Source organism: Pantoea sp. RIT-PI-b, assembly GCF_001187905.1.
Taxonomy (GTDB): Bacteria; Pseudomonadota; Gammaproteobacteria; order Enterobacterales; family Enterobacteriaceae; genus Pantoea; species Pantoea nemavictus.
This window is the reverse complement of record NZ_LGIS01000014.1, coordinates 264,085-279,387: the sequence shown is the minus strand read 5'-3', so window position 1 is coordinate 279,387 and position 15,303 is coordinate 264,085. Positions and strand designations below refer to the sequence as shown.

General features: G+C 55.6%; 13 protein-coding genes. 8 read left to right on the top strand and 5 right to left on the bottom strand.

Annotation, left to right across the window (positions count from 1 at the left end):
• Positions 1-39: 39 nt before the first annotated feature.
• Both lptG and lptF read right to left on the bottom strand, forming a co-directional pair.
• A complete protein-coding gene (gene lptG / locus AC790_RS07685; RefSeq protein WP_007886758.1) occupies positions 40-1,116 on the bottom strand; it encodes an LPS export ABC transporter permease LptG in 1,077 nt (358 codons plus the stop codon).
• Positions 1,116-2,216 carry an LPS export ABC transporter permease LptF gene (lptF, locus tag AC790_RS07680; RefSeq protein WP_036620304.1) on the bottom strand — a complete coding sequence of 367 codons (1,101 nt, stop codon included), beginning with the start codon at positions 2,214-2,216 and terminating at the stop codon, positions 1,116-1,118. The genes lptG and lptF overlap by 1 nt, the downstream gene beginning before the upstream one ends.
• 268 nt (positions 2,217-2,484) lie before the next feature.
• On the opposite strand from lptF, the gene pepA reads away from it, so the two are divergent.
• The 4 genes from pepA (at position 2,485) to AC790_RS07660 (ending at position 8,050) form a co-directional block, all read left to right on the top strand.
• Complete coding sequence (gene pepA / locus AC790_RS07675) at positions 2,485-3,996, top strand: leucyl aminopeptidase (protein WP_007886756.1); 1,512 nt, start codon at positions 2,485-2,487, stop codon at positions 3,994-3,996.
• Positions 3,997-4,160: 164 nt separating this feature from the next.
• Complete coding sequence (locus AC790_RS07670) at positions 4,161-4,622, top strand: DNA polymerase III subunit chi (protein WP_036620276.1); 462 nt, start codon at positions 4,161-4,163, stop codon at positions 4,620-4,622.
• A 2-nt stretch (positions 4,623-4,624) separates the two neighbouring features.
• A complete protein-coding gene (locus AC790_RS07665; RefSeq protein ID WP_049851384.1) occupies positions 4,625-7,480 on the top strand; it encodes a valine--tRNA ligase in 2,856 nt (951 codons plus the stop codon).
• Between the two features lie 66 nt (positions 7,481-7,546).
• Entirely contained in the window at positions 7,547-8,050 is a 504-nt protein-coding gene (locus tag AC790_RS07660; protein WP_049851383.1) for a GNAT family N-acetyltransferase, read from the top strand.
• A gap of 148 nt (positions 8,051-8,198) precedes the next feature.
• Here the strand turns inward: AC790_RS07660 and AC790_RS07655 are convergent, their stop codons facing one another.
• A complete protein-coding gene (locus AC790_RS07655; RefSeq protein ID WP_049851382.1) occupies positions 8,199-8,960 on the bottom strand; it encodes a tRNA-(ms[2]io[6]A)-hydroxylase in 762 nt (253 codons plus the stop codon).
• A 64-nt stretch (positions 8,961-9,024) separates the two neighbouring features.
• The gene (gene rraB / locus AC790_RS07650) at positions 9,025-9,447 is read right to left on the bottom strand and encodes a ribonuclease E inhibitor RraB (protein WP_007886745.1); all 423 of its coding nucleotides are present in this window, start codon (positions 9,445-9,447) and stop codon (positions 9,025-9,027) included.
• 162 nt (positions 9,448-9,609) lie between these two features.
• On the opposite strand from rraB, the gene argF reads away from it, so the two are divergent.
• The 4 genes from argF (at position 9,610) to ridA (ending at position 12,736) form a co-directional block, all read left to right on the top strand.
• Complete coding sequence (gene argF / locus AC790_RS07645; protein WP_049851381.1) at positions 9,610-10,617, top strand: ornithine carbamoyltransferase; 1,008 nt, start codon at positions 9,610-9,612, stop codon at positions 10,615-10,617.
• Between the two features lie 242 nt (positions 10,618-10,859).
• The gene (gene pyrB, locus AC790_RS07640) at positions 10,860-11,795 is read left to right on the top strand and encodes an aspartate carbamoyltransferase (protein ID WP_049851380.1); all 936 of its coding nucleotides are present in this window, start codon (positions 10,860-10,862) and stop codon (positions 11,793-11,795) included.
• 11 nt (positions 11,796-11,806) lie between these two features.
• The gene (gene pyrI / locus AC790_RS07635; RefSeq protein ID WP_007886734.1) at positions 11,807-12,271 is read left to right on the top strand and encodes an aspartate carbamoyltransferase regulatory subunit; all 465 of its coding nucleotides are present in this window, start codon (positions 11,807-11,809) and stop codon (positions 12,269-12,271) included.
• Positions 12,272-12,349: 78 nt separating this feature from the next.
• Positions 12,350-12,736, top strand: coding sequence for a 2-iminobutanoate/2-iminopropanoate deaminase (ridA, locus tag AC790_RS07630; protein ID WP_007886733.1), 387 nt, complete (start codon positions 12,350-12,352; stop codon positions 12,734-12,736).
• Between the two features lie 151 nt (positions 12,737-12,887).
• Here the strand turns inward: ridA and AC790_RS07625 are convergent, their stop codons facing one another.
• Positions 12,888-15,272 (bottom strand): beta-N-acetylhexosaminidase, encoded by a 2,385-nt coding sequence (locus AC790_RS07625; protein ID WP_049851379.1) that lies wholly within the window; start codon positions 15,270-15,272, stop codon positions 12,888-12,890.
• Positions 15,273-15,303 lie beyond the last annotated feature (31 nt).

Genomic DNA, 15,303 nt, shown 5'->3' with positions numbered 1-15,303 from the left:
TGAAGAGGATGGGCCAGCATCGAGGCTGGCCCATGACAATTACCGGCGTTTCATCAGCAGGAACAAACTGATGGCGAAGAACGCACCGCTCGGCAGAATTGCGCCTAATATCGGCGGTAAACCGTAGACCAGGCTTAACGGGCCAAAGATCTGATCCAGCACGTAGAACAGGAAGCCAAAGCTAATCCCCGTTACCACGCGCACGCCCATCGAGACGCTACGCAGCGGACCAAAAATAAACGACAGCGCCATCAGCATCATCACCGCTACCGACAGCGGCTGGAAGATTTTGCTCCACATATTCAGCAGGTAACGTCCCGAAACCTGGCCGCTCTGCTTAAGGTATTTGCTGTAGTTATACAGGCCACTGATCGACAAAGCGTCTGGATCCAGCGCCACCACGCCGAGCTTATCTGGCGTGAGGTTGGTTTTCCATTCGCCGCTCAGGCTCTGTGAACCGGTGATTTGTTTGGCATCTTGCAGGTTAGATTCATCTACCTGCGACAACACCCACAGCTTCTTATCGGCGTTCCAGGTCGCAGTCGCCGCGTAACGTACGCTCAGCAAACGGCGCTGGTCGCTGAAATTATAGATGCTGACACCATCAATCTCGTTATCGCCTTTGATGCGCTCGATGTAGATGAAGTTGTTACCGTCCTTCGCCCACAGACCGTTTTGCGTAGAGACCAGCGAGCCGCCGTACAGCTGTTGCGCACGATAGTTACGCGCCATCTGCTCACCCTGCGGCGCAACGAACTCGCCCACCGCCATGGTTAATAGCACCAGCGGAATGGCGGTTTTCATTACCGCCAGCGCCACCTGCATGCGAGTAAAGCCCGATGCCTGCATCACCACCAGCTCACTGCGCTGCGCCAGCGTGCCCAAACCGAGTAACGCGCCCAACAGCGCCGCCATCGGGAAGAAGATTTCGATATCTTTCGGTACGCTGAGCAGCGTGTAGTAACCGGCATCCAGTGCGGTGTACGCGCCCTGCCCGGTTTTACGCAGCTGATCCACGAACTTAATGATGCCTGACAACGACACCAGCATGAACAGCGTCAGCATGATGGTGTTGAAGATAGTTTTGCCGATATAGCGGTCAAGAACCTTAAACATCAGACAGATCCTCCACGGCTAAAACGGGCACGGATGCGACGCATCGGCACGGTATCCCATAGGTTCAGCAGCACCGCCAGTGCCAGATAGGCGAAGTTCACTACCCACATCCAAATGGCAGGGTCGAACCGGCCTTTCGCAGCGTTGGAACGCAGAGAACTCTGTAGCAAGAAGAAGATCAGATACAGCAGCATGGCGGGCAACATTGAGAGCACGCGCCCCTGACGCGGGTTTACCACGCTAAGCGGCACCACCATTAACGCCATCACCAGCACCGCAAAGATCAGCGTCAAACGCCAGTGGAATTCCGCCTGGAACTGCGGCGTCTTGTTTTGCAGCAACGCGCTAATATCCGCCTGATCGGCATCGTTCGGATCCAGCGTGGCTTCTTTGTAGCCCACCAGCGCTTGATAGTTCACAAAGTCCGTAATGCGGAAATCGCGGAGCAAGGCGGTACCTTCAAAGCGCGTGCCTTTATCCAGCGTGACCACCTGCGAGCCATCTTTACGCTGCTCCATGTGACCGCTGTCTGCCAGCACCACCGAGGGACGCGCGTTGCCTTTCGGACGCAGCTGCGCCAGGAACACGTTGCCGAAGGTATTGCCTTTCACGTTTTCGACAAACAGCACCGCGTTGCCGTCACTGGACGTCTGGAACTGTCCAGCCGCCAGCGCTGCCGCACCCGGATTCGCTTTGGCGTTTTGCGTCACTTCTTGCTGATAACGCGACGACCACGGCCCTAACCAGATGACATTGACCGCCGCCACCAGCGAGGTGAACAGCATCAGGATCATCGCGGCTTTAATGAGCACGCTTTTACCCAGGCCGCAGGCATGCATCACCGTGATTTCACTTTCGGTGTACAGCCGCCCAAGGGTCATTAAAATCGCCAGAAATAGGCTTAGGGGCAGGATAAGTTGTGCCATTTCAGGCACGCCAAGTCCTAACAATGTCAGAACTAAGTTTGTTGGGATCTCGCCATCCACCGCAGCTCCCAAAATCCGCACTAACTTCTGACAAAAGAAGATCAGTAGCAGGATGAAGAGGATAGCCAGCTGGCTTTTGAGCGTTTCCCGAACCAGATATCTAATGATGATCACGCTTAGTACGCCTGTGATAACTTGTCTTTTTGCAGGAAAATCGCTAGTTTCAACGCTTATCAGCCATTTTTCTTCATCAATGGCCGTCATCGTAGCTAAAATAGTATGACGAACGCGTTAGCGTGGTGAAAAAACAACATATTGTCACCACAACTCATTATGACTACCGGCGCTGAATTGTCATGGCGTCGCAACAAATTAATGGGTTACGAACGCGCTACATTCTAACGACAGCTAAGGCCGTTGTCTTTAAGATTCAGGAGAGTGCATGGAGTTCAGTGTAAAAAGCGGTAGCCCGGAAAAACAGCGTAGCGCCTGCATTGTTGTTGGCGTTTTCGAACCGCGCCGTTTGTCACCCATTGCTGAGCAGTTAGATAAGATCAGCGATGGCTACATCAGCGCCCTGCTGCGCCGCGGTGAACTGGAAGGAAAAGTGGGCCAAACGCTGCTGCTGCACCATGTGCCAAATATCCTCTCCGAACGCATCCTGCTGATCGGCTGCGGTAAAGAGCGCGAGCTGGATGAGCGCCAGTACAAGCAGGTGATTCAGAAGACGATCAATACGCTGAATGACACCGGTTCGATGGAAGCGGTGTGCTTCCTGACAGAACTGCACGTAAAAGGCCGCAATACCTACTGGAAAGTGCGCCAGGCGGTCGAAACCTCGAAAGAAGCGCTCTACAACTTTGATCAGCTGAAAAGCAACAAAGTTGAACCGCGCCGTCCACTGCGCAAGCTGGTGTTCAACGTGCCAACCCGTCGTGAACTGACCAGCGGCGAGCGCGCCATTCAGCACGGTTTGGCCGTGGCTGCAGGCGTGAAAGCGGCCAAAGATCTCAGCAATATGCCGCCAAATATCTGTAACGCCGCCTACCTGGCGTCACAGGCGCGTCAGCTGGCGGATGCGTACAGCAAAAATGTCACCACGCGCGTCATCGGCGAGCAGCAGATGAAAGAGCTGGGCATGAACGCGTATCTGGCGGTCGGAGCCGGTTCACATAATGAATCGCTGATGTCGGTGATTGAGTACAAAGGCAATAACGATCCCGAAGCGCGCCCCATCGTGCTGGTGGGGAAAGGCTTAACCTTCGATTCCGGCGGTATTTCGATTAAACCAGCCGAAGCGATGGATGAGATGAAGTACGACATGTGCGGCGCGGCCTCGGTGTACGGCGTGATGCGCATGGTGGCAGAATTGAATCTGCCGCTGAATGTCGTCGGCGTGCTGGTAGGCTGTGAAAACATGGCAGACGGCAAAGCAATGCGTCCGGGTGACGTGTTAACCACCATGTCCGGCCAAACCGTGGAAGTGCTGAATACCGATGCTGAAGGCCGACTGGTGCTGTGCGATGCGCTTACCTATGTCGAGCGTTTCGAGCCAGAAGTGGTGATTGACGTCGCAACGCTGACCGGTGCCTGCGTGATTGCGCTGGGCCATCATGTCAGCGGTTTGATGTCGAACCACAATCCGCTGGCGCACGAGCTGATCAGCGCGTCTGAGCAATCAGGCGATCGCGCCTGGCGTCTGCCGATGGCGGATGAGTATCAGGAACAGCTGGAATCCAATTTTGCCGATATGGCAAACATTGGCGGCCGTCCTGGCGGCGCGATTACCGCAGCCTGCTTCCTGGCGCGCTTTGCACGTAAGTTCAACTGGGCGCACCTGGATATCGCCGGTACCGCATGGCGTTCAGGTAAAGCCAAAGGCGCAACCGGTCGTCCGGTGCCGCTGCTGTCGCAGTTCCTGCTGAACCGTGCTGGACTGAACGGCGACGATTGATTTGGTGATGGCTGTCCCCCTCCTCGGTCCTCCCCCACAAGTGGGGGAGGAAGATGCTGCCCTATGTGAGTTGTGAAGTTGCATGTAGCAGCATCTCCTTCCCCCATTTATGGGGGAAGGCCGGGATGGGGGACAGCGAGCCCCCCTCTCATCCAAAGGATCCCATGAAAAACGCCACTTTCTATGTGATGGAGTCTGAGAGCGCAGGCGACGGCTTAACCGCCATCGAAGCCCTGGTATGCTCTCTTGCCGAAACACGCTGGCGTGACGGCAAACGCATTCTGATTGCCTGCGAAAATGAAGAGCAAGCCAATCGGCTGGATGAAGCACTCTGGCAGTTGCCGGCTAACGCCTTTGTGCCGCACAATCTGGCCGGCGAAGGCCCGCGCTATGGCGCACCGGTTGAACTGGCCTGGCCGCAGCGCCGTGGCAGTTCGCCGCGCGATCTGTTGATCAGCCTGCTGCCACAGTTCGCAGATTTTGCTACTGCTTTCCATGAAGTGATAGACTTCGTACCTTATGAAGAATCCCTAAAACAACTGGCGCGCGATCGCTATAAAGCCTATCGCAGCGTTGGTTTCCAATTGAATACGGCGACGCCACCCTCGCCGCAAACGACAGTGTAGAAATGGAAAAGACATATAACCCGCAAGATATCGAGCAGCCGCTCTACGAGCACTGGGAACAGCAGGGCTACTTTAAACCGAATGGCGACACCAGCCAGGAAAGCTTTTGCATCATGATCCCGCCGCCGAACGTCACCGGCAGCTTGCATATGGGTCACGCTTTCCAGCAAACCATCATGGATACCATGGTGCGTTACCAGCGCATGCAGGGCAAAAACACCCTGTGGCAGGCCGGTACCGATCACGCCGGTATCGCCACGCAGATGGTCGTTGAGCGTAAGATCGCCGCTGAAGAGGGCAAAACACGCCAGGATTACGGTCGCGATGCGTTCATCGACAAAATCTGGCAGTGGAAAGCGGAATCCGGCGGCACCATTACCCGCCAGATGCGCCGTCTCGGCAACTCGGTTGACTGGGAGCGCGAGCGCTTCACTATGGATGACGGTCTGTCCAACGCGGTGCGCGAAGTGTTTGTCCGCCTGTACAAAGAGAACCTGATTTACCGTGGCAAACGCCTGGTAAACTGGGATCCAAAACTGCGTACCGCCATCTCCGATCTGGAAGTGGAAAACCGCGAGAGCAAAGGCTCGATGTGGCATATCCGCTATCCGCTGGCTGACGGTGTGAAAACCGCGGAAGGCAAAGATTATCTGGTGGTGGCGACCACCCGTCCGGAAACCCTGTTGGGCGATACCGGCGTCGCGGTTAACCCGGAAGATCCGCGCTATAAAGATTTGATCGGCAAAGAAGTGATCCTGCCGCTGGTGAACCGTCGTATTCCGATCGTTGGCGATGAACACGCCGATATGGAAAAAGGCACCGGCTGCGTGAAAATCACGCCAGCGCATGACTTCAATGACTACGAAGTCGGTCGTCGTCACAAGCTGCCAATGATCAACATTCTGACCTTCGATGGCGATATCCGCGAGCGCGCGGAAGTGTTCGATACTAATGGCGAAGTGAGCGACGAGTGTGCCGACGATATCCCAGCACAGTTCCAGAAAATGGAGCGTTTTGCTGCGCGTAAAGCGATTGTCGCTGCCGTTGACGAAATCGGCCTGCTGGAAGAGATCAAACCGCACGACCTGACCGTTCCTTACGGTGATCGCGGCGGCGTGGTGATTGAACCAATGCTGACTGATCAATGGTATGTGCGCACCGCCCCGCTGGCGAAAGTTGCGGTTGAAGCGGTTGAGAATGGCGACATCCAGTTCGTGCCAAAACAGTACGAGAACATGTACTTCTCGTGGATGCGAGACATTCAGGATTGGTGTATTTCGCGTCAGCTGTGGTGGGGACACCGCATTCCGGCGTGGTACGACAACGACGGCAACGTCTACGTTGGCCGCACCGAAGACGAAGTGCGTCAGGAAAACCATCTGGCCGCCGACGTTGCGCTGCGCCAAGATGACGACGTCCTGGATACCTGGTTCTCATCCGGTCTGTGGACGTTCTCTACTCTTGGCTGGCCAGAGAACACCGAAGCGCTGCGTACCTTCCATCCAACCAGCGTGTTGGTGAGCGGCTTCGACATTATCTTCTTCTGGATTGCGCGCATGATCATGCTGACCATGCACTTCATTAAAGATGAAAACGGCAAGCCGCAGGTACCGTTTAAAACCGTCTATATGACCGGTTTGATCCGCGATGAAGAAGGCCAGAAGATGTCCAAGTCGAAAGGCAACGTCATCGATCCACTGGATATGATTGACGGTATTTCGCTGGAAGATCTGCTGGAGAAGCGTACCGGCAACATGATGCAGCCGCAGTTGGCTGAAAAGATCCGCAAACGTACCGAGAAGCAGTTCCCGGACGGCATCGTGCCATCAGGTACCGATGCGCTGCGCTTTACCCTCGCCGCGCTGGCTTCTACCGGTCGTGACATCAACTGGGACATGAAGCGCCTTGAAGGCTACCGCAACTTCTGTAACAAGCTGTGGAACGCCAGCCGCTTCGTGCTGATGAACACCGAAGAGCAGGATTGCGGACAAAACGGCGGCGAAATGAAGCTGTCGCTGGCTGATCGCTGGATTCTGAGCGAATTCAACCGCAGCGTGAAGGCGTATCGTGAAGCGCTGGATAGCTATCGCTTTGATATCGCAGCCAATATTCTTTATGACTTCACCTGGAACCAGTTCTGTGACTGGTATCTGGAACTGACGAAGCCGGTGATGACCAGCGGTAGCGAAGCGGAACTGCGCGGCACGCGTAATACGCTGGTCACCGTGCTGGAAGCGCTGCTGCGTCTGGCGCACCCGATTATTCCTTACATCACCGAAACCATCTGGCAGCGTGTGAAAGGCCTGAAAAACATCGATCACGATACCATTATGCTGCAGCCGTTCCCGCAGTATGAAGCGGCGAAGGAAGATGCCGAGGCGCAAGCTGATATCGAGTGGATGAAACAGGCGATCGTCGCGGTACGTAATATTCGCGCTGAGATGAACATCGCGCCAAGCAAGCCGCTCGATGTGTTGCTGCGTGACTGCTCGGCTGCGGCGCAGCGTCGCGTGGAAGAGAACCGTACTTTCCTGTCGCGTCTGGCGCGTCTGGCAAGCCTGACCATTCTGCCTGCGGGCGAGAAAGGCCCGGTTTCGGTGACGAAGATTGTTGAAGGCGCTGAGTTGCTGATCCCAATGGCGGATCTGGTGAACAAAGAAGCCGAGCTGGAGCGTCTGGCGAAAGAGTTGGTAAAACTCGATGTGGAAATCGAGAAGATCCAGACCAAGCTGGCCAACGAAGGCTTTGTGTCACGTGCGCCGGAAGCGGTTGTTGCCAAAGAGCGTGAGCGCGTAGCCGAGCTTGAGCAATCTAAAGCAAAACTGTTTGAACAGCAGGGCGTGATTGCGGCATTGTAAGCGCTTCAGTCCAACTGCTTAATCGAAGCCGGGCACTGCCCGGCTTTTTTATACCGGAAGATAATGATGACCACCGACGCCCCCATCAATTTAAAGGTGCGCCCGATTACAGCCGCCGATAATCCGCTGATCGCGCAGGTGATCCGCGATGTGTCAGCCGAATTTGGGCTGACGGCGGACAAAGGTTACACCGTGTCCGATCCCAATCTGGATCGCCTGTTCGAACTGTACAGTGAAGCCAATAGCGCCTACTGGATTGTTGAACATGAAGGCGTAGTGGTGGGCGGCGGCGGCGTTGCACCGTTGGCTTGTAGCGCACCGGATATTTGCGAGCTGCAGAAAATGTATTTCCTACCGCAGGTGCGTGGCTTAGGTCTGGCGCGCGATCTGGCGCTGCGCGCCATGGAACATGCTCGTCAAAAGGGGTTTCGCCGCTGTTATCTGGAAACCACCGGCAGCCTGACGCGCGCGATTAAGTTGTATGAGTCGTTGGGCTTCGAGCTGATTGACAGCGCGATGGGCTGTACCGGGCACGTGGATTGCGAAGTGCGAATGTTGAAGGTGTTGTGATTTGATGTGCTCGCTGTCCCCCTCCTCGGTCCTCCCCCATAAATGGGGGAGGAGGATGCTGCTATATGTGGGTTGGGAGCTGCATGTGGCAGAATCTCCTTCCCCCGCTTGCGGGGGAAGGCCGGGATGGGGGACTGCGAGCACATATCTAAATCGTCGGCACACCGCTATGAAAACGCAATTCGCCATCCGGCTCGCTGATTAAGCGCGCTTCTGTCGCACCAAACGCCTGTACGCGTGGCGCAATGTCCTTCGGCGAAATCTGCTGCGCCAGCTTCAGATAATCCTGGTAATGACGCGCTTCCGATCGCAACAGCGAAATGTAGAACTTCTCCAGCTGCTCATCCAGATACGGTGCCAGGCTGGCAAAACGTTCGCAGGATCGCGCTTCGATGTACGCTCCGCAAATCAACTTATCCACCAGCGCATCTGGCTCATACGTGGCGATTTCACGGATCAGCCCTTTGGCATAACGGCTGGCGGTGATTTTACGATAGGGCAAACCGCGCGACTGCATGATTTCCCACACCTGATAAAAGTGATGCAACTCCTCTTTGATCAGCAGCACCATCATCTCTACCAAATCGTCGGCCCACGGCAGCTCATTGCGCACAATGATACTTTTGGTCAGATTTTTGTGGGCGTTGATAAAGTTGCTGTCCGGTTCATCGCGGTAGATAAAATCTTCATACGGCTTAAGCCACGCCAGAATGGCATCGCCACTCGGCTTATCCGCCACGTATTTACGGATGATAAACACCGCGGTTTGCGCGGCCTTCAATTCGCAAACCATATGATCGGTGAGCAGCAGCGTCAGATTTTCCGGCTTGCGCGCTTCATCAATCCACGCGTGTGGCGTGCGGCAATGCAGGAATTGATAGATCGGTTCTAATAGCGGAGCGTAATTCATGGGCAATCTTTTGTCTTACGGGGAGAAGGAATCGGGGCGGCGGGCGCCGCCCGTTAAGGAAGGCTTAGTGGCGTACACCGTTGTCTTCTTCGTCGTCGATGAATTCGCCATCGTCGTCTTCATCTTCGGCATCGGGATCTTCAAAGTAGGTGCCCCAACCGTCGTAATCGACGTTGTAGCTGCCCGCCAGATTCACCAACTGCTCAACCTGCGCGTCAATCAGCTCCGGCTTCAGCGCGCCTTCGCTCAGGATATCAACGCACATCACTTTGCTGCCGTCTTCCAGCTCCAGCTCCTCTGGCTCGCTCACTTCATAGCCCAGCTTGAAGGCATCAACCGCCACCTTCTCCAGCGAGTCGAAATTGTTGCAGGAGAGATGATGCTCGATAGTGTAAAGCGCATCGGGATCGCTGCCGTCTTCCAGCAGCTCTTCAATGATCAGTCGCGTCTCTTCGCGCTGTTCTTCCAGCAATGCTTCATATGCCATGGGTGTGTCCTCAAAATATTCGGCTGAATAAGATTATTTTCCCACACTGCCTCGCGCGCCACTACACAAAACAACAAGTTTCTTAACGCTGGGGTTGAAAATGCATATTCATACGGTTAGATTGAATTTTAATTCATTTCATGTGGGCAACTGGAGCGCTGTATGAGTCAGCTGTATCAAAGACATTTCCTGAGATTGCTGGATTTCACCCCGGCCGAAATCGATTCTCTGCTGAGTCTGGCAGGTGAATTAAAACACGCAAAGAAAAATGCCGGCGAAACGCAGTACCTGAAAGGCAAAAACATCGCGCTCATCTTCGAAAAAGACTCGACTCGTACCCGATGCTCTTTCGAAGTTGCCGCTTACGATCAGGGCGCTAACGTCACCTATCTCGGCCCGAGCGGCAGCCAAATCGGCCATAAAGAGTCGATGAAAGACACCGCTCGTGTGCTGGGCCGCATGTATGACGGCATTCAGTATCGCGGCTACGGCCAGGAACTGGTGGAAACCTTAGCGGAGTTCGCTGGCGTGCCGGTATGGAACGGCCTGACCACCGAGTTTCACCCTACGCAGCTGCTGGCCGATCTGTTGACCATGCAGGAACATCTGCCCGGCAAATCGCTGAATCAAATGGCGCTGGTGTATGTGGGCGATGCGCGCAACAACATGGGCAACAGCATGCTGGAAGCTGCAGCGCTAGTGGGGCTGGATCTGCGTCTGGTGGCACCGAAAGGCTGCTGGCCAGAAGCTGAATTAGTAGAACAATGCCGCGTGGCCGCGCAGCAAACCGGCGGCAAAATCACGCTGACCGAAGATATCGCCGAAGGCGTGCAAGGTGCCGACTTCATCTACACTGATGTATGGGTGTCGATGGGCGAAGCCAAATCGGTGTGGGAAGATCGCATCGCCCTGCTGCGTCCTTATCAGGTGAATAGCGCGATGCTGGCCCTGACCGGTAATCCGCAGGTGAAATTCCTGCACTGTCTGCCGGCTTTCCATGACGATAAAACCACGCTCGGCCGCCAGATGGCTGAACAGTATGGTTTGCACGATGGCATGGAAGTGAGCAATGAAGTGTTTGAATCGGCACACAGCATCGTGTTCGATCAGGCAGAAAACCGCATGCACACCATTAAAGCGGTGATGGTCGCCACCTTAGGTAAGCGATAAATATAGCGAAGCAAACGTTTACCTTGCGCGCGATATTTGCTTGCTGCAAATCAGTGAATGCGTATAATGCGGCCCAATTTGCCGGAGGAAACATGCAACAGCGCAGCGCACAATTTGACGCTCAACGACGCCTGACAGCGGGCGGCGCACCTGTTTCTTTCCGTCATCAATCGATCGTAAAAAAAGCCCCTTAAGCAGGGGCTTTTTTTTGTCCGCAATCCGGCAGCGCAGAGGAGAACGCTATGGCCAACCCGCTATATCGCAAGCACATCATTTCCATTAACGATCTCAACCGCGACGAGCTGGAGCTGGTGCTGCATACCGCCGCCCAGCTGAAAGCCCATCCCCAGCCGGAGTTGCTGAAGCATAACGTTATCGCCAGCTGCTTCTTTGAAGCCTCAACGCGCACGCGCTTGTCGTTTGAAACGGCGATGCATCGTCTCGGCGCGTCGGTGGTGGGGTTCGCTGATGGCAGCAACACTTCGCTTGGCAAGAAAGGTGAAACCCTCGCCGATACTATTTCGGTGATTGGTACCTACGTGGATGCCATCGTGATGCGTCATCCGCAGGAAGGCGCGGCGCGTCTGGCGACCGAATTTTCCGGCGGCGTTCCAATACTTAATGCCGGTGACGGCGCGAACCAGCATCCGACGCAAACGCTGCTCGATCTCTTCACCATCCGCGAAACGCAACATCGCCTCGATAACCTGAATGTGGCGATGGTCGGCGACCTGAAATATGGCCGTACCGTGCATTCACTGACGCAGGCGCTGGCGAAATTTGACGGCAACCGTTTCTTCTTTATCGCGCCGGATGCGCTGGCGATGCCGTCGTACATCACCGATATGCTGGATGAGCAGAATATTGCCTGGTCACGCCATGACACCATTGAAGAAGTGATGCCACAACTCGACATTCTCTACATGACGCGCGTGCAGAAAGAGCGCCTCGATCCGTCGGAATATGCCAACGTCAAAGCGCAATTCATCCTGCGCGCCGCCGATTTAGCGGGTGCGCGCGACAACATGAAAGTGCTGCATCCGCTGCCACGCATCGACGAGATCACCACCGACGTGGATAGCACGCCGCATGCCTGGTATTTCCAGCAGGCCGGTAACGGCATCTTCGCCCGCCAGGCACTGCTGGCACTGGTACTGAATAGCGAACTGGCACTGTAAGGAGCAACCCGATGACTCACGATAATAAATTGCAAGTTGAAGCCATCAAGCGCGGCACGGTGATTGACCATATCCCGGCGCAGGTTGGCTTTAAGTTATTGTCCCTGTTTCGCCTGACCGAAACCGATCAGCGCATCACCATCGGCCTCAATTTGCCCTCGGGTGAAATGGGGCGCAAGGATCTGATCAAAATCGAGAATACCTTCCTGACAGACGATCAGATCAACCAGCTAGCGGTGTACGCGCCGCTCGCCACGGTGAACCGCATTGACGAGTACGAAGTGGTGGCGAAGATCGCCCCAACCTTGCCGGATCGTATCGACCGCGTGCTGACCTGCCCGAACAGTAACTGCATCAGCCGTAACGAGCCGGTATTTACCAGCTTTGCGGTGAAAAAGCGCGAAGATGATGTGCATCTGAAGTGCAAATATTGCGAGAAAGAGTTCGCGCGCCACGTGGTGCTTGGTCACTGGTAATCGCCCACGTCGTCCCTATAATGGGACGATTCATTTCGCGGCGGACAACGGTCGGCCGCGCACTTCTAAGGAGAAACAATGTCTCGCGAAATCAGTACTTCAAACGCACCCGCAGCGATTGGCCCTTACGTACAGGGCGTGGATCTCGGCAGCATGATCATCACCTCTGGCCAGATTCCGGTTAATCCTGCTACCGGCGCCGTGGCCGACGATGTGTCTGCTCAGGCGCGTCAGTCACTGGAAAATGTGCAGGCGATTGTGGAAGCTGCAGGCCTGAAAGTGGGCGACATTGTGAAAACTACCGTGTTCGTCAAAGATCTGAATGATTTCGCCACGGTAAACGCGACTTATGAAGCGTTCTTTACCGAGCATAACGCCAGCTTCCCTGCGCGCTCCTGTGTGGAAGTGGCGCGTCTGCCGAAAGATGTGAAGATTGAGATCGAGGCGATCGCGGTACGTCGTTGATTTCGTTGGTGCTTGCTGTCCCCCTCCTCGGTCCTCCCCCATAAATGGGGGAGGAAGATGCTGCCATATATGAGTTATGAAGCTGCATGTGGCAGCATCTCCTTCCCCCGCTTGCGGGGGAAGGCCGGGATGGGGGACAACGAGCACAATCCTATTTAAACGATCGCAGCAACTTCTCCAGCGGCCTCACCAATGCCAGCACCGTTTCATCCTGCACCTGCGCTGCGGCATCCAATTGTGCATGCATCTGCGCCACCTCCCCCGCCCCGTAAGCCTGATTTCGCTCCAGCGCGTTAACCAAATCCAGCCCCATACGACTCAGTTGCGCTACTTGCTGTACCTGCTGCTGTAACGGCTTGAGCTTATAATTGCCCAGAATCAGCGGCATCACCGCATCGCTGTTATTCTGCCAGCGCTGCAGTTGCTGGCGGATAGCATGTGCCGCCGCGTGATCGGCACGATTGGCAATCAGTCGATCAATCTGCTTGTCCAGCAAACGCACCGCGTTGCTCTCGGCAGGCAACACATCCGCTAACCTATTCAGCGGCTCAAAATAGTCGTAATGTCCTGCCTGGAATTTCAGGTGCTGACGCGTGTAATACTGCGCCGGCTCTAACACTTCGGCCAACACACGCAGCGGCGTGATGTCGCTGCTATTCGCCAGCCGCATCATCTGCACTTCAGCCTGTTGATGCTGCTGCAAGCCCACCGAAATGGTGCCCCAGCGATCCACCGCGCTCAGGCGTTGATACATGTTGTCGCTGTCGGTGACATCCTGCGCGGACCATAAACGCTCGGCCACCACAAAAGCGCGCGGCCACAAACGTGTGTCGATCACCCGGCTGTTGACGTTCTCCGCCCACAGTGCCGCTTCGCCGCCAATCAGATTATTTTTCATCTGCTCTGGCGTGGGCAGCGATGGCGCAATGCCTTTTGGCACCTGCGCCAGCTTGCTGCCTTCGGTGGGATAGCGCACGTTGCCCACCAGCATATATCCGGTCAATTTGTCTTGCGTCAGCGTCACCATCGGCTGAAAAGGCCCCATCCACGTATCGACGCTGAACGTCAGCTGCGTCGGCGAAAGCCAGCGCACATCGCTGACCATGCGGCGCGCTTTACCGCTGAAATCAATAAAACCGCGCCAGCCACTTTTGCCTTCAATCAGCGTAAAGCTGCCTTTAAGTGCACTGCCCTTCAGGCGTGGCATGGTGAACTGCCAGCTCTGCGTCTGCTCGCCGGATTGCACCTGATCCGCGCCGTTGAGGCCTTGCGGCCAGGGTTCATTACGGTAGTGATAAGCGGCGGTCTGCGGCTGATCGAGATAGAAACCGGTGGAGAGAATGCCGCGGAAATCATTTTTCGCCACGGTACCAAGCGCATCCTGTCCCTGCCAGGATTGGATCAAAATGCTCTTCGGCAGGTCCGGATGGTAAACCTCATCCCAACCGATCATGCGACGCTGGTGCGCTTCAAGAATTGTCTCGACGCGCTGGTTAAACCAGGCTTGCAGCGCATGCGTGTCTTTCAGGCCGTGATCGCGCATAAATTGCTGAATGCGCGTCGAATCATTCCACTGCGTGGGATCGACTTCATCGCCGCCGATGTGGATATAGGGATCCGGGAAGATCGCCGTCACTTCACCCATTAAGGTGTCGATAAAGCGAAATACCGCTTCGTTGCTGGGATCGAGCAGCGGTTTAAACACGCCCCAGCCGCGCTCCATTTGATAAGGCCCCGGTGCGCTCATTAACTCAGGCATCGCCACCGCAATCGCCGATGCATGGCCCGGCAGATCGATTTCCGGCACCACGCGCACGCCGCGCTGCGTGGCATAGCGCACCACATCACGCATCTGCTGCTGCGTATAGTACAAGCCGTCGCTGGCTTTCTCCTGCAGTTGCGGATAGTGGCTGGAGGCAAAGCGCCAACCCTGATCGTCGGTTAAGTGCCAGTGAAACACGTTCATGCGCGCGGCGGCGATGCCGTCGATTTGTCGTTTTACGGTTTCAATCGGCAGGAAGTGACGTGCCGAATCAATCAGCACCCCGCGCCACGGAAAACGCGGTTTATCGTCAATGGTGACGTAAGGGATTTCCGTGCCATTCTCCGTATTTTCAATCAGCTGCAACACGGTTTCCATGCCGCGCATCGCACCAAAGCGTGTATTCGCTTGCAGCAAAACGCCATCGCTGTTGACGACAAGGTGATAACTTTCATCGCTGTCCGGCTGCGGAATCGGATCAACAGCCTGGGCGATCTGCACCTGAATATTGGGATGATCGCTGGATGCGCTGGCCGGCAACAGCGGCCAGCCGGTTTGACGCGCAATGCGCGCCCGCCAGCGCGACTCTGCGCCTTCCAGATGGTCGCCGGCAATATGCAAGGTGAGCTGTGGCGTTAGCGAGTACGCGCCGCCACCGCCCGGCTGCTCAACTTTCTGCGGCCACGGCATGAGTGGTAAATCACCCGCGGGGGCGGCAAAGGCGGAAAAAGTCATGGATATACAACAGGCAAGCAACGTTCTCTGCAAAAGCATGCGGGCATCCTTGTAAATGAAACGGCGGACC

Excerpts from the sequence above, each read along its gene's own strand:
- ridA (WP_007886733.1), top strand. The coding sequence starts at position 12,350 with ATGTCTCGCGAAATCAGTACTTCAAACGCACCCGCAGCGATTGGCCCT.
- AC790_RS07655 (WP_049851382.1), bottom strand. The coding sequence starts at position 8,960 with ATGAATTACGCTCCGCTATTAGAACCGATCTATCAATTCCTGCATTGC.
- argF (WP_049851381.1), top strand. The coding sequence starts at position 9,610 with ATGAGTCAGCTGTATCAAAGACATTTCCTGAGATTGCTGGATTTCACC.
- AC790_RS07625 (WP_049851379.1), bottom strand. The coding sequence starts at position 15,272 with ATGCTTTTGCAGAGAACGTTGCTTGCCTGTTGTATATCCATGACTTTT.
- lptG (WP_007886758.1), bottom strand. The coding sequence starts at position 1,116 with ATGTTTAAGGTTCTTGACCGCTATATCGGCAAAACTATCTTCAACACC.
- pepA (WP_007886756.1), top strand. The coding sequence starts at position 2,485 with ATGGAGTTCAGTGTAAAAAGCGGTAGCCCGGAAAAACAGCGTAGCGCC.
- pyrI (WP_007886734.1), top strand. The coding sequence starts at position 11,807 with ATGACTCACGATAATAAATTGCAAGTTGAAGCCATCAAGCGCGGCACG.
- AC790_RS07660 (WP_049851383.1), top strand. The coding sequence starts at position 7,547 with ATGACCACCGACGCCCCCATCAATTTAAAGGTGCGCCCGATTACAGCC.
- AC790_RS07670 (WP_036620276.1), top strand. The coding sequence starts at position 4,161 with ATGAAAAACGCCACTTTCTATGTGATGGAGTCTGAGAGCGCAGGCGAC.
- AC790_RS07665 (WP_049851384.1), top strand. The coding sequence starts at position 4,625 with ATGGAAAAGACATATAACCCGCAAGATATCGAGCAGCCGCTCTACGAG.
- pyrB (WP_049851380.1), top strand. The coding sequence starts at position 10,860 with ATGGCCAACCCGCTATATCGCAAGCACATCATTTCCATTAACGATCTC.
- rraB (WP_007886745.1), bottom strand. The coding sequence starts at position 9,447 with ATGGCATATGAAGCATTGCTGGAAGAACAGCGCGAAGAGACGCGACTG.